The 21,334-nt window shown below is 46.3% G+C and carries 13 protein-coding genes; all 13 read right to left on the minus strand.

Annotated features, from left to right (window positions below):
* Positions 1–3: 3 nt before the first annotated feature.
* Positions 4–2,442, minus strand: coding sequence for a hypothetical protein (locus AC0YN7_RS17565; protein ID WP_475811308.1), 2,439 nt, complete (start codon positions 2,440–2,442; stop codon positions 4–6).
* A gap of 51 nt (positions 2,443–2,493) precedes the next feature.
* Positions 2,494–4,899: a beta-galactosidase GalA gene (gene galA, locus AC0YN7_RS17570; protein WP_475811309.1), complete on the minus strand. Its 2,406-nt coding sequence runs from the start codon at positions 4,897–4,899 to the stop codon at positions 2,494–2,496.
* 144 nt (positions 4,900–5,043) lie between these two features.
* The gene (locus tag AC0YN7_RS17575; RefSeq protein WP_475811310.1) at positions 5,044–6,423 is read right to left on the minus strand and encodes an ABC transporter substrate-binding protein; all 1,380 of its coding nucleotides are present in this window, start codon (positions 6,421–6,423) and stop codon (positions 5,044–5,046) included.
* Positions 6,424–6,722: 299 nt separating this feature from the next.
* Complete coding sequence (locus tag AC0YN7_RS17580; RefSeq protein ID WP_475811311.1) at positions 6,723–7,688, minus strand: carbohydrate ABC transporter permease; 966 nt, start codon at positions 7,686–7,688, stop codon at positions 6,723–6,725.
* Positions 7,689–7,702: 14 nt separating this feature from the next.
* Positions 7,703–8,575 (minus strand): carbohydrate ABC transporter permease, encoded by an 873-nt coding sequence (locus AC0YN7_RS17585; RefSeq protein ID WP_475811312.1) that lies wholly within the window; start codon positions 8,573–8,575, stop codon positions 7,703–7,705.
* 1 nt (position 8,576) lies between these two features.
* Positions 8,577–10,847: a DUF5696 domain-containing protein gene (locus AC0YN7_RS17590; RefSeq protein WP_475811437.1), complete on the minus strand. Its 2,271-nt coding sequence runs from the start codon at positions 10,845–10,847 to the stop codon at positions 8,577–8,579.
* The gene (locus tag AC0YN7_RS17595) at positions 10,847–12,961 is read right to left on the minus strand and encodes a YIP1 family protein (RefSeq protein ID WP_475811313.1); all 2,115 of its coding nucleotides are present in this window, start codon (positions 12,959–12,961) and stop codon (positions 10,847–10,849) included. Before AC0YN7_RS17595 ends, AC0YN7_RS17590 begins: the two co-directional genes overlap by 1 nt.
* Before the next feature lie 24 nt (positions 12,962–12,985).
* On the minus strand, positions 12,986–13,900 hold the full coding sequence (locus AC0YN7_RS17600; RefSeq protein WP_475811314.1) for a carbohydrate ABC transporter permease: 915 nt from the start codon (positions 13,898–13,900) through the stop codon (positions 12,986–12,988).
* Positions 13,900–14,889, minus strand: a complete 990-nt coding sequence (locus tag AC0YN7_RS17605; RefSeq protein WP_475811315.1) for a carbohydrate ABC transporter permease — start codon at positions 14,887–14,889, stop codon at positions 13,900–13,902. Before AC0YN7_RS17605 ends, AC0YN7_RS17600 begins: the two co-directional genes overlap by 1 nt.
* Complete coding sequence (locus AC0YN7_RS17610; protein WP_475811316.1) at positions 14,879–17,845, minus strand: extracellular solute-binding protein; 2,967 nt, start codon at positions 17,843–17,845, stop codon at positions 14,879–14,881. Before AC0YN7_RS17610 ends, AC0YN7_RS17605 begins: the two co-directional genes overlap by 11 nt.
* Before the next feature lie 16 nt (positions 17,846–17,861).
* Complete coding sequence (locus AC0YN7_RS17615; RefSeq protein WP_475811317.1) at positions 17,862–18,980, minus strand: ABC transporter ATP-binding protein; 1,119 nt, start codon at positions 18,978–18,980, stop codon at positions 17,862–17,864.
* Between the two features lie 46 nt (positions 18,981–19,026).
* A complete protein-coding gene (locus tag AC0YN7_RS17620; protein WP_475811318.1) occupies positions 19,027–19,887 on the minus strand; it encodes a hypothetical protein in 861 nt (286 codons plus the stop codon).
* 28 nt (positions 19,888–19,915) lie between these two features.
* Positions 19,916–21,217, minus strand: a complete 1,302-nt coding sequence (locus AC0YN7_RS17625) for an ABC transporter substrate-binding protein (protein WP_475811319.1) — start codon at positions 21,215–21,217, stop codon at positions 19,916–19,918.
* Between the last annotated feature and the right edge of the window lie 117 nt (positions 21,218–21,334).

Consider the following 21,334-nt stretch of genomic DNA (forward strand, 5'->3'; position numbering starts at 1 on the left):
CTCTTACAGACCTTCTCCAACCAAACAAACGTCCACCGAATCGCCCTTAATCTTTTCCACCGTCTCCGGTTCGCCCCACGTGTATACTTTCACGCTGACAGACGGTTTCGGGTCCCCTTCGAATTTACAGCTGAACGATACGGGCTGCCCCCCGCTTCGAATGATCGGCGCATCCGCTGACGCTTGCACCGTCTGCAGCAAATTCCAGTTTTGATCGTATATTTTACCGGTTCTTCCACCTTCGCACACGAGATATTGATTCGGTTTAAGTTCCGTTTCGAATGTCATGTAAACCCCGCTGGTGTACAAAGTAGGCCGTTTCACTGATGCATCTTCGTTTCCATACGATGGTATCACGCGCAAAGTAAACTTTAACGGCTGATCGCCATACGGGTTAAAATAAACCCAGTCGGCGCCCCCTGGTTGGCCCGGCTGCAGCTCGGCAGGGTTGCAGATAAGCGGCTTCGAGAAGTGTACCGGGTACAGATTCCAACGGCCTTCGTCGACCGGTTCCAAGTGCCAGTCTCCCTTCGGTTCGCGCAGTCGCTTACGTTGCTCAGGCGTAAACGCCCCGGCCCGTCGACCCTTCTCCCATTCGCGTACCAACGCAAACAACGTGTCGATATTTCCGTTTCGCTGAAGCACCGCCGTATCGGCTGACAGCGCGAAACCAGCACCGAATCCGGCCGCTTTCGACAGAACCCATTCGATTTCGTCCGGTGCCGTCGCTTCGAACCGATCGGAAGCGGATCGAACCAGAAACCATCCGAGCATCGGTGGTATAAAGTTTCGAGCAAAATATCGCTGATTGCTTAGCCTCCATTCAAGCTGGCCTTCGCGCGTTGCCGCGCCCCAAGGTTCGCCCCAATTAAAGCGCGTGAACACATGCCACAAATAGTTCGGAACGACGATGCTCGCATCGTTAATTACTTCCTCGCCCCAACCATCGAAGCACTTCTTGACGAAACGGTTGACGCCGTATCCGTCATGCCCAGTTGCATATAAGCCCTCTAAGCCATCGAATGAAATCTGCTTCAAGCCAGTCGTCTTGAACAAATCGGCGATCCGCATACTATATTCATCCTGCAGTTCGATATTCGGGAAAAAGACGTCGTATGGGTGATCCCAAAGTCGGCCGATTTCCACGCCAGCCTCATGTTCAGTGACAGCCGTACCATTCACACCTCGCCGTACGCCCAGCAACTTCCAAGGCGCGCTCTCGGTCACAGCGTCGTATTCGATCAACTCACTGCCCATTTTCGCCGAACGTCGGAACAAATTGGCCATAAACGGTTGTGGATCACTTACTTCGATCTCCTGCGCATCCGTTCCGACAGTACCGACAGCTCGCGCCGATCCTGAGAACTGCAGCCGCTCGTCCGGCAATGGCGTCACATAGGGATCATTAAGCGTAGTAAAGTTGGAGAGCGTATGTACGCCGACCTTCACGCCTTCGCGTTCTGCCAGCTCCACGCATGCTTTCAATCCGTTGTCACCACTCGGGAAGCTGCTCGGTTTTAACTTAAAATGCCCCCATTGTACGAATGGATCGGGATGATACACATAGTTCAAACCAGCCATGGTCGTATACCGCACCGCATCCGCCATCGTCGCTTCGGAAAAGTCGGTTATTAAATAAGATTGATTCGCCGCCGGTGATGTTTTCCCCCAAACTCCTTCGATCATCGGATGCGGCAGCCCTTCACCAAGTTCGATCGCTTCTATCGTTTGGAGAACTTGATCAACCGCGCAGCCGAACAAGGCGATCTTTGTCCCGACAATTCGAGCGTCATCGCCGGCGATCGGCGCAATATCAACTTCCGGTAAATTCCACGCAGGGCGCCGGGTCGTATTTGACCGATTCCTTGCATACGCCTGCAGCATGCTTCCTTCACTTGTCGGCCACGCCGCGCAAACATCATACTCGAATTTGTTGTCCGAAGGCTGTGTGCCGTCAGGGTCCGGCATCCCGCTATTCGAAAACGTTTGCTGAACATATTCCAACCTATCGAGTTCGAGAGGCCATCCTCCAATGGTTTTTATATTCAACGCTTGCAAGCCGAGGGCAAATGAACCATCATGAACAACTCCAACCGACTCCCCGATCGAACCGGCTACGGTGGTAACGTAAGGCCCCCAGATAACGGTATCTACATCACCATCGATGGATTTCACCTCTAATGTTGCATAAAGCCCTTTTTCTTCGGCCAAAATCTCCACCGTCGCCCCGCTTTGGGGAAATTTCAATGTCACTATGCCGGATCCCGCTTCATAATCGGCCTGTTCCGGCATCTCAATTCGACCGCCAACAACGACCCGAAGCAGCGATATCATATATTTTGCAGATTCATATCGATTACCGGTACCGGTATCGGTCAGACTGATTATTTTACCTTTATTATCTAATTGGAATAGGGAATTCCCTGCAGTAATGCTCAACATCGCCATTTCATCTCCTTAACATCAGCAACATTTCATTTTTTGTTTCTATGCTTACACTGATGGGCGCAATACGCTGGGCTCTGTTCGAATCGTAACTTTGGCAGCAGTTAATCCGGGTGACTCAGCCGTAATGCACAGTTCTCCAGCTTGTTTCGTCGATTGGACGATGACCATGCAAAGTCCGTTAAAAGCTCTCCGTTTCCAAACCGTGCCGCTACCGATATACTTATCCGGCTCATGGCTGCTCGGGTTTCCATTGCCGACACCGATTAATACACCCGGCCCGGTTACGGTGAACACAACTTCATTGTCAGCCGTTGGGATGACCCGGCCTAAAGAATCTACAATTTGTACGGCAATGCTCGATACATCTTCGCCGTCGGCATCGATGGCAGAACGATCTGGCAATAACCGCAGCTCTGCGGGAACGCCTGTTGTTTCTCTGGCAACGCACGCGATCTCTTGTCCATTCTTGTATCCTTTGGCAACAAGAGCGCCAGGCTCATAGGGAACCTTCCAGCTCAGATGTCCGAGATGTTGCATTTGTTTCATTCCAAGGCTGCGGCCGCCTAGAAACAGCTCAACTTCCTCGCAATTGCTGAAGCAGCGCACGTCGATGTCCTGCCCTTCCTTACCCGGCCAGTTCCAGTGCGGGAATAAATGCAATACCGTCCGATCCGTCCACAAAGACTGGTAATAATAGTAGTTGTCTTTCGGAAAACCGCATGTATCCATTATGCCGAATTGCGAGCTGATAGCCGGCCAACGGTAAGGAAGCGGCTCACCCCTGTAATCAAATCCTGTCCATACGAAAGCGCCGGCCAAATACGGCCTCTCCGCATAATATTTCATCCATTCCTCGGCACCGGATCCCCAGCCGGGGAAGTTTTCGTCATAAGACGAGACATATCCTCGTTCTTCATCATTTTCGTAGATGCCTCGTGTGCACAGCGTGCTCGCTTCTTCACTGCCGATCATGGGCGTCTGTGGATGATCGTTGTGGTATTCATCCAAATTGGCGCCGATTTTATAATAGTTCCAGCCGCGAACATCAACAACGCCGTTAATCCCCGCACTTTGTCCGCCATTATTCCCGCCATAGCTGACAAGACGTGTCGGATCAAGCTCGTTTACGATCCGTTTCATCGTTCTTGCAGTGCGGGCACCAGCTTCCGTATCCTGAATCCCGCCCTCTTCGTTTCCAATCGACCAAAGAATGATGCTAGGATGGTTGCGGTCACGTTTGACCAAGCTGCGCAATTGACCTAGAATTTCATCGCTGCAGCCTACTTGCCGATGTTCATCCATGACCAGCATCCCAAGACGGTCGCAAGCTTCGAGCAGCTCCGGCGTCGGCGGATGATGTGATGTCCGGTAAGCATTAACGCCGAGCTCCTTCAGCTTCTCGATCCTGTAATATTGCAAACGGTCGGGCAGCGCCGTTCCGACTCCGGCATGATCCTGATGGCAGCAAACACCTCGGATCGGGACATGCCGCCCGTTCAGGAAAAAGCCTTGATCCGGATCGAAGTGAATACTGCGAATGCCAAATGATGTTTCATAAACGTCCGTTTCAGCTTCGCCGTCCTTGACGGTCGTAACGAGACGATAGAGATGGGGCGACTCCAAATCCCAAAGCCGCGGCTGCTCCAAACGAATACACTGATTGAACTCGTGCTCTTTCCATGAGCCTACCTTAGTTGGATCCGACTGAACGGTCGCAACCCGGCGGCCGTCAGCATCATAAATTGCCGATTCGATCGTGACTGCTTTCGCAAGATCTTCTTCATTGACAACCGTCGTTTGAATCGAAAGCTCCGCAAATCCGTCACCAATTTCCGAAACTATGTACGTTCCCCAATGCGCTACATGCATCGGGTTGGTTTTGACCAGCCAGACATGCCGGTAAATGCCGGCCCCTTCGTAAAACCATCCCTCCACTTGGCTTGCGTCAGCCCGCACCACAAGCACATTCGGCCCGTCGAACCTAACGCAGTCGGTAATATCACGACGGAAGCCGGTATATCCGCTTTCATGGCGTCCCAAATAATAGCCGTTCAACCATATCATGCTGTCGCGAAATATACCGTCGAACTCAATGGATAACCTTTTCCCCGCATCTTCCTTCGCTACCTCAAACCGCTTGCGGTACCACCCGATCGATGTCGCCGGGTTCGGTCTTCCGATCGGCTTGTAACCATGATAATCTATGTCGTTATCGGTGGAATATTCAAAATCTAGCTCAACCGCCCAATCATGCGGCAGAGAAATTTCTCTCCAATCGCTGTCGTCAAATTTGAAGTGAATCGCACCTCTCCCTTCGGCTTGTTTGGCGAACGGCTTGCCTTTCCAATAATCGAAGTCGAGCTTGATGTCCGAAGCGTGTCCCAATGCGAATTTCCAACCGGAATCCATCAGAAGCCGCTCCCGATGCGACTGTTTTATCTCTGTATTCATGGTGTGTATTCTCCTTTATCTCTGAATTCTCTTTGTAAATTGTAAGGTAGTTACCTTCTTTGGATCCTGTACTATTGTGCCTGAGCCGAACATTATATCGCCAGACAAAAGGCGAGCTCCTGGTGTTCCAGGAGCTCTGCAACGTTATTTTTTATTCATCTTCTCTTTCACTTTAATCGTATAGTCTTCGTCCATTTTTCTTAAGAACGTAACAACATCTTCTTTGGACGTTATGAATTCGGCAGCCTTTTCGGCTACATAGTTCTCGCCGTAGTATAGGGCATCCGGACCGAACGTGGAGTACACTGGGTCAGCTTTTGTACCTGAATAAACGCCTTGTAAATTGTATTGCTTATTGCTGCCTGACATTTGAATTTCGCCGAACTGAACAGCAAGGTCCGGATCGCCAAGCGGAGAAGGCGAGCCATTACGATGCAGCATTGTTTGATGCTCTTTGGAGGCGAGGAATGCGATCACTTCAAACGCCTCATTCAGATGCTCGCTGTTCGGATTAACGCTCACTGCAAGAGGCGCGTAGTTTGGATTAATATCCGGCTGGTCGGCCCAACCCGGAACTTTTACCATATCGAAGCTGAGCCCTTTGGTACCATGAAATCCGGATAAACCCGTAATGGACAAAATTGCCATTGCGGTTGTTTGGTTCTGGAAATACAAGTCTTCATCCTTCTCTACATCCCAGTTGCCGGGGATACTACGCAACTTATCAAGCAGGTCGAAATATTTCTTGAACTTCGGTTCTTTGGAGAACAGCACTTCACCCGACTGCGGATCCGTGCCGAGTACCGAAAGCTCCATAAATGGCATCGATAAGCCATTTTTCGCTAATCCGTGGTACTTGACTCCATCTTTTTCTCCTGTCAGTTTCTTGGTTAGATCAATAACTTCTTCCCAGGTAATTCCGTCCTTAGGATAAGGAACACCAAATTGATCGAAAATCGATTTGTTATAAAAGAGCGCTACATGAACATCTTCCATCGGGAATCCCAATAAACGGTTTTGGCCATCAGGATCTCGCACCCGCATCGATTCGAGCACTCCTGGCCGGAATGCCGATAAGTCAACGTTATGTTGAATCGCCAGATCATCCAGCGGATATAGCAATTCCATCTCCTTCAGAACTTCAAAGCCGCCGGTGGTCAATAAAATATCCGGATTTTCCTTCGCGGCGAACGTTTCTTCTAACTCTGGCTTGCCGACCCATTTGCTGATGAGTTCGATCTTGATGTGAGGGAACTTCTCTTCGACAAACGGCTTCACCCGCGCTTCAAACTCCCCGCCCCAAGGCGCCATAAATTTTAAAGTAATATCTTTTTTCTTGGGTTCCGGTTCTGTCACCGCTGGTTTGTCTTGATCGTCCTGTTTCGGAGTATCAGTCGCAGCAGCAGAATTTCCCTCTTTATTAGTTGATTGTTCCCCATCGGAGCTTTTGCTTGAACATGCCGAAAACGTTGCTACAAGTAACATTAAGATTAGGATTAATGAAAGCATTTTTACCGATTTCATAGTATGTATCCCCTCACTATTCAAATGTTTCGGTCCACTTACTTATTTCCTAATTCCTTGATAACGCTCTGGCCTTATTGTAATGGTGTGAAATGTAGTTTTATAGCTCTTATGCGCAAAGTATAATTCAGTCAGTTTTTTGGGCTGCAAAAAGCTCCTGCAGATCCTTTTCACTCGACACCGAATTATTTTCACATATCGAATCACCCCCTTAACCGCAAAATACTCGGATGACAATTGCACAAACCATAAGCGTGAACCGATCCGAGGCTTCTTGAAAGCCTCGGTTTCATATGTTCCTATTCAACCAAACCAGTACGCTCGACACTCTCAACAAAATAACGCTGCGCAAACAAGTAGATTAGCAGCGGCGGCAAAATAACAAGGAAGCTTGCGCCCATCTTGATCGGTTCAGCCAAAAATGCTGGAAACCCTCCTGCTTCAATAAACGCCGTCAAGTTTTGATCGATATGGGAGATTTTCAGTGACAGCGGCATATTATCGCTTGCTCCAAGGAACATTCTCGGATAATACGTATCATTCCACGTCCATACGAATGAAAACAAAAACACGACAAGTATAGCCGGCTTGGCCAAAGGAAACATAACCCTTACATAAAACTTCAATGCATTAGCGCCGTCAATACGCGCCGCTTCTTCCAATGCCTTCGGCTGCGTCAAGAAAAACTGGCGGAAAATGATGACAAATAATGCACCCTTCACCCCGAAACCAAACACTGCAGGCAAGATCAACGTAAGCAGATGCCCGTTCAATCCAAGCTCCGTATACACCATAATTGTCGGCAAAATGATGACTTGCGGTGGAATGATGAATGCTGATATGACAAGGAAAAAAGCTGTTTTTTTGAACGGAACGTCAAGTCTTGCAAGTGCATAACCCGCAAGCCCGCACGCGATGCAATGCAGCACTGCCGCCGTTACCGCGATAAATAAACTGATGGCAAGCGATCTCGGATAATCAAGCAGCTTCCATGCTTCAACAACATGGCCTAAATAGATGGATGATGGAATCCACGTCACAGTCGGATCGATCAAATCTTTGATGCTCATAACCATCTTCACTAGCATTTTTATCATCGGGTTCATATAAATGTAAGAAGTTATGATTAATACGGCACACAATCCCAATTTAAAAATAAGACCTTGATTGAATTCTCTGCCAAGCAGCGTATACCGAATCTTGCTCAGACCGCGTTTCGTCGTCCAATTTTGTTTGACTCGCGCCGATAAATTCGCCTTCATCATCCGCTTCCTCCCCCCTATCCTCGATCTGCTTTTGCATGTTTCCGATTTATTCTGCCATAGAGCAAAATGACGAATCCAAGGAATGCAACAATAATCAAGAAATAAATCCATGCCATTGCACTGTTATAGCCGTAATTGCCCGTACTGATTAGCGAAATAACAGGGTTGGACGGGAATGTAAACATGTCCACTACTGTATAAATCAGATTCAGCAAAATAAATGGCGACATCGCCGGAAGCGTTATTTTCCAGAAGACTTCCCACGGCGTTGCACCATCAATGCGCGCAGATTCATAGGCAGAGGTCGAAATCGTCTGAAGTCCGGCAATAAACAATAAAATTTGTACCCCGGAATACCATAAGACCAGAACAAAATGATTCATGACTTGCTTCACCGGTTTTGCCCATGAATTATCCCCAAGGAACATATCGATATAACCACCAACATTAAATCGTTCGAGGAAACCGAGGCTGCCTTCGCCTTGATTCATAAACGACATTAAGACGGCGCCCGTAGAGAATATAACCGGCAAGAAAAAAATCGCACGGAATATAAAACGTCCTGGAAGCTTCTGATTCAGCATGATCGCGATCATTAAGGCAAAAATAACGATAACCGGCACCATGAGAACGACTTCTTGGAAATAAGGAATCAATTGGTCGTATAAAGCCGAGCTGTTGAATAAGATTTCCTGATAATATTTCAAGCCAACAAAATCGTAAACGAATCTATTCGGTAAAATTTTAACTTGATGAAAGCTCATATAAAGCGAAAAGAAAAGTGGAAATCCTAAAAAAGCAATAAATCCGATCAACCACGGCGCCATAAAGAGCGTTCCTTCCAGCTTGCGGGACGTCCTGGCGGAAATTATCCGTTTTCCTGCCATGTTACGAACCTCCTTGGCTGACAATGTAATTTTTCGCCTCGACAACATGGCTGCCGACAGTAACCTTCTTATTGTTATAATTCACAATAATTTGTTTGCCGTTGCTGTATGTCGTTTCATAAACCCCGCTCATCAATTCACGATGCCCCGTAATGAACTTGTCCTGTACATCGCCGAGCGCTTCTTCGAATTTCTTGTATTGCGATTCAATCTCTTGAATCCAGTCTCGATAATATGTGCTGTAAAATCGTTGTAAATTTAACGATTTTAGCAATTGCTCGGACTGAGCATGGGTTACGATGAAAGATGGGACAGCGCCGTATTCTATTCCTTTCAAGAATGTCTCCCTGTAGTCATCGCTCAGGTTCGCGTAATCGAACGAATAAGTCGTGAGGCCATGAAGCGCGATTTGTGCAAAAGGGACTACTCGATCGACAAACAAATCATAAGAATAAGTGGATGGCAGGTTGTGAAAATGACTTGTATATTGCATGGTATACGCGTTGCCTCTTGCAACTTGCACATCGCCGAGCACCTCTTTCGTTTGCTCAAACAACCGGACCTGAATTTGCTTGGATTGCTCTCTGGTCGACAAATATTTTTCGTTATAATCCGTATTTAAGACACTACCGATTCCTTGACCGAGGAGGTAGCCATCGATCCCAAGCGACTTCGCATCCTTCAAATCGTCCACAAAAACTTTCTCCATAAATCGAGGACTGACAACCGTCCCTCTCCTCTCTATAATAGAGGAGCCCAGATCTCGAAGACCGTCCCTTTTTTTTCGGAATCCATCCTTGCTTCCGCTATTAAAGGTATAGGAAGATGCGTCAAGGTACAGCGATAGGCCTTTTGATTGTGCATATTCGGCAAACCTCTTCATCCCATCGTTGCCGCCAAGTTTTTTCGGAACTGGGAAAGCGCCGCCGTATTCGCTATAACCGTCGTTTTGCCACCCTAGATAAGAGATGTCCATATCCTTCACGCCAACCGCGAGTAAATCCTCTACGATCTTGGTGGCCTCTTCCGTTGTTGTCAGCGGCAAGTAAGAGTCCCATAAAAATCCGTCTTCCGTATCGCCGCCAAGCAGATGGAGCTGGAGCTTCAAATTGGCATTCGTTAGCGGTTTCATCCCAATTTCCTCTATTAAATGTGTACGATAGCGTTCCGCGAGCGTAACGTAACTGATCTCTTGGTTATTTTGTTCATCGATGAAATAATAACGAGTCGCCCGATCCGACTTCGTAATATCCGGACTATAAGTCAAATAACCGTTAAGCCTTTTCGTATCCGTCGGCTGGAAAAACTTAAACCGATATTGGTATTCGGGTGTCACCCAGTTGTATTGGCTAAAAGAGCCTGAAGGCGCCGCAACAATGTTTGCATACTCTTCGCCTTCTGCAACGACGCCGAGTACCGCTTGTTTATTCGATTTCATCCCGAAAACCGGCAATGATACCGGATTGCGGTCGGACATCGTGTTGCGGTTGCTGTATGCCCAGTCATCGCCGTATATGCGTTCCGAATATAGATTCTGCGTACCCATACGATGTTTTTTGAAGTCGAGCAGCACACCCGGACCGTCCGGAACGAACAGGAAGCCGTCCTCATCATCGGACGTCTGCGCGCCCAAAAACGGGAATAAACGAATGGACGCCAGTCTGGCCTTCGGATCCTTCATATCTTTCGGGTAAACCTTTTCATCGACCAAACCTTCCGCCAATATTTTCGTTTCGACGAAATCTTCGCCGAGCTTCACTTCTACCGGGATAATGAAGCCGATATCTGACATCTCATAACTGATTTTGAAACCGCCATCCGTTTTTTCAAAACTTGTGACCGTCCCTCCTTGCGCATTAAAGTTCGATTCGATAAGCAAATCTTTGCGTGTATTGAACTCCAAATAACGGAACATAAAAGGAGAGCCAAGATGAACTTTCCACGCATCGGTATTCAGCTCATCCTGCCAATTTTTCGAATTCGGAAAGGAACGCCATATTTCCCCTGTTTGTTTGCTTGTTACCGTAAAGTGCCCTGAGACTGGGTCAGCTTTAAGCTGCAACTTTTTATTCTCGGCAATGGGCTGGAACCGAGTCTCGTCCGGTAAGCTTCCGTTCGGCTTAGAAGCCGAGGCTATACGAACACTAGACTTTTCCTTTGCGGTTCGATCCGTAGAATCGGACATTGCATAGATGAAGCTGCTGAGCATCGACACCGATATGATGCAAATCACAGCGATTATTAGCAGTTTACCGGAGCGGTACAAGCGCATCACATCGACACCTCCTGATAAATGGTATAAAGAAAGCTGAAAAATTCAGACAACAATCCGAACAAGATGAATATGACGACCCATAAGATAATCATCGTTAAGAACGTAAGCAAAATGTTGACTACCGTTTCTCCGACACCATAGTTTTGCAGCGCCTGGATATTCCAGAAAAATAATAGTCCGCACCACAGCATCATTCCTGTCCCGACTGAGCTGTAAATCGACACTTCGCTAAGCGTAAATATATTCGAGAGAGCTGCCAGCGGTAGCCCCAGCAATACGAATGGGACTAACGAATATGAGCTTCCAACGAATACATCCTTAAACCTTGCTTCTCCTTGCCGGATGGAACCAATCAAATAATTGCAGACGACCCAAGAAAACCATGATGCCAAGAAGATCGTCAGCGTAGACGTCGAACTTTTGGCATAAACCGGAACCGGATTGAATGTAAAGCTCGTATAGTACGACTTCACAAGAATCGTTCCGATTGTTAACAATAAAATAATGAACGCGCTCATATAGCCGCCTTTATTCAAAAAACGCAAATCGCTAAAGCCATCCAGCGGATGCTTCATAATATAAAACACATGCTTCGCCTGCTGGTACCATGTCTGGCTTTTCAGCCTGCTCATTTCCGGGATGACGCGGAACTTGAATTTTTTCTTCAAGTAAGTGAAAAACCATAACAAGATAACTGCGATAATCACGCTGTTAGCCAATGTGGAGAAGTTCGATTGGAACCACTGCAAACGAATTTGCCAGAATGAATCGGAATATCCTCCACCATTGCCTGCAAGCTTAAACACATCTCTCGAACTCTCATATTCGCCGCGGAAAAATGCTGCCTGGGCGAGTCCTTCATAGGCTGGGGAAAAGTGCGCGTTCAACTTCAGCACATTGTCCCAATGTTTCTCCGCTTCCGGATATTTCCCTTCCTGCATCAGCCTGTAAGCTTCATGAACTGCTGCACCAAACTCGGTTGGTTCATACACCTGGATGAGATTAAGCGCTTCGTCCAAAATATACAGACGACTTTTCGAATTGCTTTCTACCGCAACCGGAGCACTCGTTAATCCGACAAGCGATTTTCCAACGACGGACCGTCCACTCCAATAGAACAGCAACGTTCCATTTATATCATATTGGGAAATGATGTTTCGCGATTTATCAAGCATTGTCAAGTTGCCGTTGCTGTCTACTGAAGCGTCCGTAATATCCGCAACTAGTTTGTCATCCGTTTTTTCCATGTCGGCGAAGGATATCATTCTCTTGTTGAACTCGATATCTTTCCATACATTTTCGCCGCGAATGTTCATTTTTTTGATTTGCTCTGTTTTGGAACCGGAAACCGTATAAATGAAGCCTCGCGCATCGATATCGATGTTGCGGATCGAAACGGGCAGCAATCGAACTTGCCGGCTTAACTGTTCCTTCGAATAAAACTGTCTGCGAATGATATCCATTGCAGTGACTTCCGTTTTATTCGTTCCGAAAAACTTATCGAATTTGCCTTCTGGATTGAACTGGATGACGCCGTTAAAGCTTCCTTTTGATACGACGTATATAAATCCGCGTTGGTCGATAACCATATTCGTCGGCTCATAAACAAACGCTTCATTCACATACCGCGATTCCGGACGGCCTATTTCTCTTATCCATTCGCCATGGCTGTTCAATTGGACAACCCGCTTGTTTCCCGTATCGGCGATATAAATATCTCCGTTCTCGGCAACAAATACGCCATGCGGCTGCTTCAGTGGACTTTCAGGCACGGTGATGATCTTAATGAGCTCACCTTGCTCATTGAGATGAACAATCCGATTGTTGTCCGTATCGGCAATATACATATCATCGCCAGGCGCAATAAACAGATCCTGCGGCCGCTGTAGCGTTGTATACTCGACCTCGCCCTTATCATTTACGATTGGAATCTCACGCGCCAGAACACCTGCCGGAGTATAGGCGGGTTGTGTCGATATCGTACGTCCGTAACTGTTTTTAGTAAACGTCCGATAAGGTACATCGGCGATCGCTTCCATCGGGAATACCATCAAAGAAATTAGAAAGACGAGCAAAAGCGAATATTTCCCTTTTCCAAGATGCTTGAGCATGGCATTACCTCCGTTCTCTTCTGCTTATTTAATCCCCGAATGCGCCATCGTCGCGATGACTTTTCGTTGAGAGATGATAAATACTACCAGAGGTGGGATAAACATGATCAATGCCCCAGCTGCAGCGGCTCCCTGTCTGGCTACAGAATTCGCAAGACCGGATGTTAATGTGCCCATATAGAAAGGTAGCGTTTTCATTGCGTCTTCCTGCATGAACAAGGCTGATGTCTCCGTATTTCCCCACGCGGATTGAAAAGCGAGAATGGAAATCGTTGCAATTGCTGGATTGACGAGCGGGATCACGATACGTATAAAAATGGTAAATTCTCGCGCGCCGTCAATTTTGGCTGCTTCCATTAAATCGCTCGGAATCTGGTCCATGAACTGTTTCAACAGGAACACACCGACTGGCAAAGCAACTAATGGCAGCACGTGGCCAAGGTATGTATTCATGATACCCAGGCCTTGGATTACGATAAAACGAGGAATCGCAACCGCCTCTGTTGCAAAAAGCAAAGCCAGCATAATAAGACCCAATACGATTTTCGATCCTGGAAACGGATGCTTGGACAGCGGGTAAGCGCACATCGCACCTGTAACAACCATTGCTATGGTAGAAAGAAATGTTACCACAATGCTGTTAAATATATACCGGGATACCGGGACAATGGTGGATTCAGACAAGGCAAGCAATTCCGAAAAATTGCTGCTGGTAGGCTCCCTGACAAGAAAAGTCGGCGGAAATAGAAACAGCTCATGCAACGGCTTGAACGCATGGTTGAAAAGGTATACGAGCGGAAGAAGCATGAATACTGCAAGAGGCAAGAGTACAATGGCGATCCAGATCTGTGCTCGCTCAAGCAATCTTATCGCTAGCACGAAATCATCCCACTTGATGGTTAATCTTCGCTTCATCACAATTAAGCGATTTTCCTGCATTATTCATCCTCCTTCGGCGCAAATAAAAAGCCAAAAAATTTACTGAGCACGTAACACAACAGAAGAACGAACATGGATATCGCACTGGCATAACCGAGCTCGAACCGGATAAATCCATAGTCGCCGATATGATCGAGTAGTAATTGGCCAGCATAATTCGGTGTCGGGTTGCTGCCTGACAATTGAACTCCAATACCGCCGGACTTTATCGTATGGACGATCGCCATGATCGCCGCGAACATCATCTGCGGTTTCATCATCGGCACCGTGATATACCATACCTCCTGCAGACGGCTTGATATCCCGTCAATTTTACCCGCTTCGTACAATTGTTTGTCGACATTGAGAATACCGGCTAAAATAGCCAGGAATCCAATCCCCATCGAAGACCATATCGAGATGACGATCATAATGTTCAGCAAATACTCTTTATCAAGCAAAAAATAGACCGGATTATCGATAATGCCCCACTTGATCAGAAAGCTGTTAATATAACCGGAGCGATCTCCTGTAAACATGACCGTCCATATGACGGTCATCGCAACACCGGCAGACAACGATGGAGCATACATCGCAAGCGCATACCAAGTACGTAACGTACTGGGCAACTGCGATATTAGCCATGCAAGCAAGAAGGCAAGTATGTAGCCGACAGGGCCTACGAAAACCGCAAATTTGAACGAGTTCGGCAGCACATGCTGCAAAAATACGACATCTTGCGAGAATAGGTTCTGATAGTTAAGCCAGCCGCGCCAAGTCGGGAAGTCGAAAGCATTAAAATAGGTGAAACTAATCAGAACACCGGCCACGACTGGGATCATAATAAAGATGATGAACATCGCCATAAAAGGTAATATAAACGCATAAGAGAGACGGTATTTCCACATTTCTTTCATCAAACCTTGGATTCGCCGCGAAATGCTCAGCTTCGTTCCAACTGCCGAAGTACCGCTCAACTTCTCGGAAAGGATCGTTGCATTATCTGTCATTCAGTTTTGCTCCTTTCCAAGGTTCTGAAATTGTTTCTATATCCAGTTTTTTCAACACATTCCCTTGCGAATCGATATAATTAAATTCTTGCTGCTTGCGTTTCATCTCACGATTGATTTCTTTAATCGCCTGTTCCAGAGCGATCCGAGGATTTTTCTGATCAATGGCTACTTTGTTCCAGGCAAATCCAAGCTCACGATTGGTCATATATCCGCCGAGAACGTTCGGATATTCTTTGATCCATTGCCATTGTTCAAGAATGACATCGAGATCTTCCTGCTTCCACGGCATATTAGCGAATGCTTGAACATTGGCCGAGTTCCAACGGAACGACTCCCCGCGATATTGCTCCAGGTTTAAACCAAATTCCGTTTGTATATCATCGGACATATACCATTTCATGAATTCCCAAGCGAGCTCACGCTTTTCTTCGGGTGTGTCGTTAAACAAAACGTTTGCCGTTGGAGCTCCGCCTGCTGCCCACTTGGCAATCGTGCCGTCCGATTGTTTCGTTCCGGGAATCGGTGCAATTCCCCACTCGTTCATAATTTCTGGCGCCGCAACAAGCAATTGCATATAGGTGTTGAAATCGCTGATCCCGATCGGTAACGTACCGTCTCTGAATTGTTGATAGAAACTATTAACTTGACGCTCTAGTCCGAAGACATTGTACAAGTCCGTCCATTGTTTGAACGCTTCAAATGCTTGCGGTTCGTTTAATGCGCTCGAAAGTCCATCCTTCGTATACAGCTCTACACCCTTCTGGAAGAATAAGAATGAGTAGTTGTCCGGCGGCGCATAGAAGTTGGCTTCGTTCTGGAGCAGTGTTGGCAGCATCTTATACACATCATCCCAAGTTTGTGGAACGGTCAAACCAAGCTGCTGCAAAATGTCTTTTCGATAGAACATGATATTAAAGTTGTTGGTTTCCGGAATACCGTAAATTCCTCCGTCATAGCGATAAGGCTGCATGATGCCCGGATGGAATTTATTGATGAGATGCTCTGAATCCGGGAACTTCTTAAAATCGTATATCGCGTCCCGCAATGCATAATCAAAAATCGATCCGCTGGAAACCCCAATCGCGATATCGGGCAAAATGCCCGCCGCCTTGCCAAGAACAATCAAATCGGCAGACTGAATCAAGTTGATCCGAACTTTAATGCCGTGCTCCGGCGTAAATCGCTCATTGGCCAACTGCTGCAGCTCGTCAACGTAGTCTCGGCCTTTGAACATCCAGATGTTCAGCTCATCGTCAGCATTCTTATTGAGCTGGTTTTTATTTGTAAACGAATACAATGTCGATTTAGTCATATTCCACGATTTCTCGAAGAAGTTAGCTTTCATTCTAGGTAATTTCGCTTCCGGCTCCGAAACAAAGATTCGATCGATCTGAAACGGCGTATCCATCAAATCTTTACGCTGCGTCTCGATCTTCTCTCGCAGTGTCCCAATCGTCAATTGGCTATATGGAATTTCGTTTGGGTCTCTTAGTAATTCTTCCAAATCCTTTGCGCTCGTTTTAAATGCTTGCGACACATTGTCGGTTACCTTATTAATAGCCAGCATTTGATCCGTCAATTGAGTAAATTGCGTCTTCAGTGTGTCTAGCCTTTCCTTCATTCCAGGTATATCTTTATCGATGTTCCACACCCGATATGGGTCATTGCTGTTTCCTGTAGCTATGCGAAGCTCTCTGGCAACATCGCGCAGCTCTTTGGAGGTTTGGTCGATTTGAAGGATAATCGGCACGTAAGGCTCATATGTTGATTCCAACTTGATCGAATGCTTTCCTTTCGTGAAATAAAATTCATAAGGCTCCCCTTCCGGATTTTCCAGTGTCATTCCTTTCCATTCGCTGCTGTAGGGAAACTGAACGTTTTTCATTTCTTGAAAAGGAATTTTTCCATCGATATAAATATTACGGAATACGGACATATTTTTTCGCAAGTTTTGTCTTGCACGCAAAGTCAAATGATAAACGCCGTCTTTCGGCGCTTCAAATTCCCAAGTTATCGCTTGACCGCCCTTATTCCAACCCGTGCCGCCAATCGTGTTGTAACGAACCAGATCGAGCGATGCCGGCTTCGTAAGCGGACTGCGATCGTATTGCGTTTGAATGGAAGATGAGTTTTTATAACTGAACTGCTCGCCCTCGATTGCAACGACTTTTTTGTTTCCGTTTGCAGAAACGTTAGGATACAATTTTTTCACATCTTCGTAGCTATCCAAGGCTTTCGGAGCTTGTAGACGGAATGATTTCACGGCGACCGGCTCACGAACCGCTTCGATACGAATCGTATTCATCCCTTTATTCAAATGCCATAGCAATGGCTGGCTGTACGCTCCTTCCGAATCACGAAAAGAAGTCGTTTTCCAGCTTGTCTCCTCACGGATCAAGGAGCGTAGCTGATTGCCGGTATCATCGTATTTCTCCACTCCCGCTTCAGCAAACTGCCTTTCTAGAGCAATGGAACGAGCTTCACGGAACGGGAAGTCTCCATTGATCCGGACACTCATCATAACCGACTGTCGGTGTCCCCCGTCGGCTGAAATATATGGAAAATAGTCGATTTCCAGTTCATAAATACCCTCTTTCTCTGCATTTACTTCGTACTCCACCCAACCTTTTGGCTTAGACCATAAAAGAACGTTATCTTCACCTTGATAGGAGCCGACAGAGACTTCAGCATCATCCGACTTCGCACTGAAATATCTAGCTTCAATTTGGATTTCGTGGGCTCCAGCCGGAGCATTGTCATTCTCCCATTTGTTCGCCATCGAATAGTAATAGGGCTCGCGAGTCGAAACATCTTGAATGCCCCGATTTTCACTGCCCTGATCGGCTGCATTTTGCTCACCTTGCACTTGACCCGATAACACTGGAACACCTGTTAGGGCAACAGCTAAGATAAGGAGTAACAATCGTTGAAACGTACGAAATCCCATCTTCATCACTCGAGCCCCTCCATTACTCTGTTAGTAAAATCCCTGTATCTTTATGGAAAAACAACGCCTTGTTCATGTCCACGGACACGGAAGCTTTCATTCCGTCATCAAAGTGATAACGGGGGTGTGCCCTGGCAATTAGATGTTTCTCCATTCCAATATTCATGTGATAATAGCGGTCCGATCCTACAAATTCACTCAATTCCATCGTCCCGATAATGATGGAATGGGGGGACGCTTCCAACATGATCTCTTCAAAGCTGATATTTTCCGGACGGACACCCAATATGATCCCTCTATCGATCAAATTATGGCGTCTTAATGTATAAGCATGTTTCTCAGTTATCTTCAATGCGAAACGCTTCGTATGGAATTCTAGTCCTCCGTCGTGCTCTTCCAATTTTCCATGAACAAAGTTCATCGGAGGGTTGCCGATAAAACTCGCAACGAACAGATTTGCTGGTTGATTATATATTTTCTCGGGCGTATCCAATTGCTGTACGATCCCTTTCTCCATCACGACAATACGATCTCCCATCGTCATCGCTTCAATCTGATCGTGCGTAACATAAATCGTCGTTACGCCGATTTTTTTATGAAGTCTAATAATTTCCGAACGCATCTGCACGCGCAGCTTCGCATCCAGGTTGGAGAGGGGCTCGTCCATCAGAAACGCCTGAGGTGTGCGGACGATTGCCCTGCCAAGCGCAACTCGCTGGCGCTGACCGCCGGACAACTCTCGAGGCTTGCGATCCAGGTAATTCTCAATTTCGAGCACACGTGCAGCACGTTTTACAGATAGATCAATTTCATGCTTAGGAAGCTTTCTCATCTGTAAGCCAAAAGCAATATTCTCGTAGACAGACATATTCGGATAAAGCGCATAGTTCTGAAAAACCATCGAAATGTCGCGATCTTTGGGCGGCATATCGTTTACAATCGTATCGCCGATATATATTTCGCCTTCCGAAATATCCTCTAATCCCGCAAGCATTCTCAAGGTTGTCGACTTCCCACAGCCTGAAGAACCAACAAAGACGAGAAATTCCTGGTCCTGTACTTCCAGGTTAAAATCTTTTACCGCATATTCTTTAAATTTCCCGTAACGTTTATGAACATGATTAAAAGAAATTCTCGACAATGAATGTTCCTCCCTCGCTTTTTTGTATACCCCTATATAGTCATGATCAAAATGTTTGTTTGGTTTGACATAGCTGCTGCATGAAGGCCAGTTGTATTGCACCAATGACAACTGCACATACCGGTATAGCAGCCATGACAGCAACCGGACTCCATACCCAGTGCAGCAATAGGCTAATCGTACCCGATGCAATGAACAATACAACTACGAGACCAAACGTCTTGAAATTTGAAGCTTGAACATAGCGACGGCTTTGTCGAAATGCTGCATCGACATTCAATCGATCGATAACGATACAATATTCCACATAAATATACCTAATCCGAAGAATTACAATTATAACGAGGGAAAGGAATAAACCAATGGCGTTAAATAACGCAACCAGAAGTGTGGTCAAAGCAGTTTTTGCTGCCGTGAAAATCAGAAACATGAAGATGAAGCGGACCCAGTGACTTTTCCCGTCTCTTATAAATTGTCGTAATGAAATCGGTTGCCCTTCGACGGCATTTCGCAAGGAGGCAATATATCCACCTTGAGTAAAGACCGTGACAAGCAGCATGAGCAACACAGCAATCCATGCACTTATCGGAACCGCCTCCCCCATAAACTGCAGCTGGTTAACGAATTGTGGGATATTGCTGACATAACTAATCGATGGAAGCCCCATCTCAAGAATAAGACGATAGGATAATGACGGTGTGCCGATAAAACCCACGATCATTAGTCCCACGATAAATGAAAGACCATCCAATACGATCGGGTATATTAACAACAGCGGATTTCTGAATAGCAAGCCAAGTAATTGATTCAGCATGATGATAACCTCCGACACAGCTTTGGATTGCATGTTGTATGCCGCCCGTTCGGTTTTTAATGCGAACGTCTTTTGTGATTTTTTGGACTTCAAGGGCTGCCCTACCGGACAGCCCTTATCCTTATTGCTGCTTCTCAGAGAGCACCTTATTAATTTCCTCTTCCGCTTCTCGCAAAGCCGTGTTCAGATCTTTTCCAGCCAAATATTCGTCGAATTTTTTATTCGCTATTCCCATGCCGTCTCCGTTGAATGGAGAAAATACAGGCGCTGGGGCAGGTTTACTTTTGAAGATGCCGGCGATATTTTTCCCTTCCAAATAAGGGTTGTCGGCGCCAAAAGCATTTTGGACCTCCGGACTTGTCAGAGTCGTCACGCGCATTGTCTTCGATGTGCTGAGCTTCTGAACTTCATCAGATGTGATAACGTTGATCGCTTTCATCGCTTCATCCGGATGCTTAGACGTACTATTGATCGTCAGAATGTGTGCGTCAACCATGCCGTATGTATTCTCATACCCCGGAAAGCTTGGATATTGGACAACATCCCAGTTCGTAAACCCTTCTGCTGACATTTGCATTAAATTAGGGAATATATTAAAGCCAGCAAACATCGCGCCTGTTTTGTTCAAGAATGCCCATTCATTACCTTTCTCATTTCCCGGAATTTTGTAAATATTGTACGCTGCTTGGAATACTTGCTTCCATTGATCGTTATTGATGCTGGCTTTATTCGTCTTCTCATCAATCGTAACGATGCCGAGAGGAAATGATAACCGCTCCAGATGCTCTGGACTTAGACCGCTATATTGCGTACCGTCAATTTTCCCTGTAACTTTTTTGGCAAGCTCCGTTACTTGATCCCACGTCATACCGTCTGTCGGATAAGGAACGCCAAATTGATCGAAAATTTCTTTGTTATAATAAAGCGCATTTAACTGCATAGCAAAAGGCAGTCCGTATAACTCGCCGTTATCCGCTACGTTTCGAATCGTTTCCAGAACGACCGGTTCGAAACGATTAATATCCACGCCTTCTTTTTCAATATAAGGAGTAATGTCCTGGAACAGTTCATGTCGCTTCACAGAAGGCATGGCGCCGTTCCAGATCAACATCATGTCTGGCGTATTTTTCGCAGCGATCAGCTCTTCCATTGTCGCTCCTTCCGGGCCTTTGAACAATTCTACGGTAATGTTCGGATACTTCGCTTTGACTGGGTCTGTGAACAACAGTTTGAAATCTTCTTCGTTAATTCCTACCGAAACTGGCATAACTGTAAGTGTAACCGCTTTCGCTTCTGCCGCCGGTTCAGCTGTTTGCGATTTATCATTTGTATTGCTGGACGATTGCTTTGAGTCATCTGTATTGGAACAAGCAGTTAGGATTAAGAACATCATGATCAGAAGAATGGATATTGACTTTTTCATAGGAACACCCCTAATTTAAATTGGTCATTCATAAGACAAGATGCTCAAAAAGTGATATCATGCAGATTAATGATAACGCTGTCAAAACAACGTTATCCTCATCAAACTAAGGATCAT

This window comes from Paenibacillus sp. J31R122, assembly GCF_056269185.1.

Bases quoted from the DNA above. Each gene is read 5' to 3' on its own strand.
- AC0YN7_RS17580 (WP_475811311.1), bottom strand. From the start codon at position 7,688: ATGATGAAGGCGAATTTATCGGCGCGAGTCAAACAAAATTGGACGACG.
- AC0YN7_RS17610 (WP_475811316.1), bottom strand. From the start codon at position 17,845: ATGAAGATGGGATTTCGTACGTTTCAACGATTGTTACTCCTTATCTTA.
- AC0YN7_RS17590 (WP_475811437.1), bottom strand. From the start codon at position 10,847: ATGCGCTTGTACCGCTCCGGTAAACTGCTAATAATCGCTGTGATTTGC.
- AC0YN7_RS17605 (WP_475811315.1), bottom strand. From the start codon at position 14,889: ATGACAGATAATGCAACGATCCTTTCCGAGAAGTTGAGCGGTACTTCG.
- AC0YN7_RS17625 (WP_475811319.1), bottom strand. From the start codon at position 21,217: ATGAAAAAGTCAATATCCATTCTTCTGATCATGATGTTCTTAATCCTA.
- AC0YN7_RS17595 (WP_475811313.1), bottom strand. From the start codon at position 12,961: ATGCTCAAGCATCTTGGAAAAGGGAAATATTCGCTTTTGCTCGTCTTT.
- AC0YN7_RS17600 (WP_475811314.1), bottom strand. From the start codon at position 13,900: ATGCAGGAAAATCGCTTAATTGTGATGAAGCGAAGATTAACCATCAAG.
- AC0YN7_RS17565 (WP_475811308.1), bottom strand. From the start codon at position 2,442: ATGTTGAGCATTACTGCAGGGAATTCCCTATTCCAATTAGATAATAAA.
- AC0YN7_RS17585 (WP_475811312.1), bottom strand. From the start codon at position 8,575: ATGGCAGGAAAACGGATAATTTCCGCCAGGACGTCCCGCAAGCTGGAA.
- galA (WP_475811309.1), bottom strand. From the start codon at position 4,899: ATGAATACAGAGATAAAACAGTCGCATCGGGAGCGGCTTCTGATGGAT.
- AC0YN7_RS17575 (WP_475811310.1), bottom strand. From the start codon at position 6,423: ATGAAATCGGTAAAAATGCTTTCATTAATCCTAATCTTAATGTTACTT.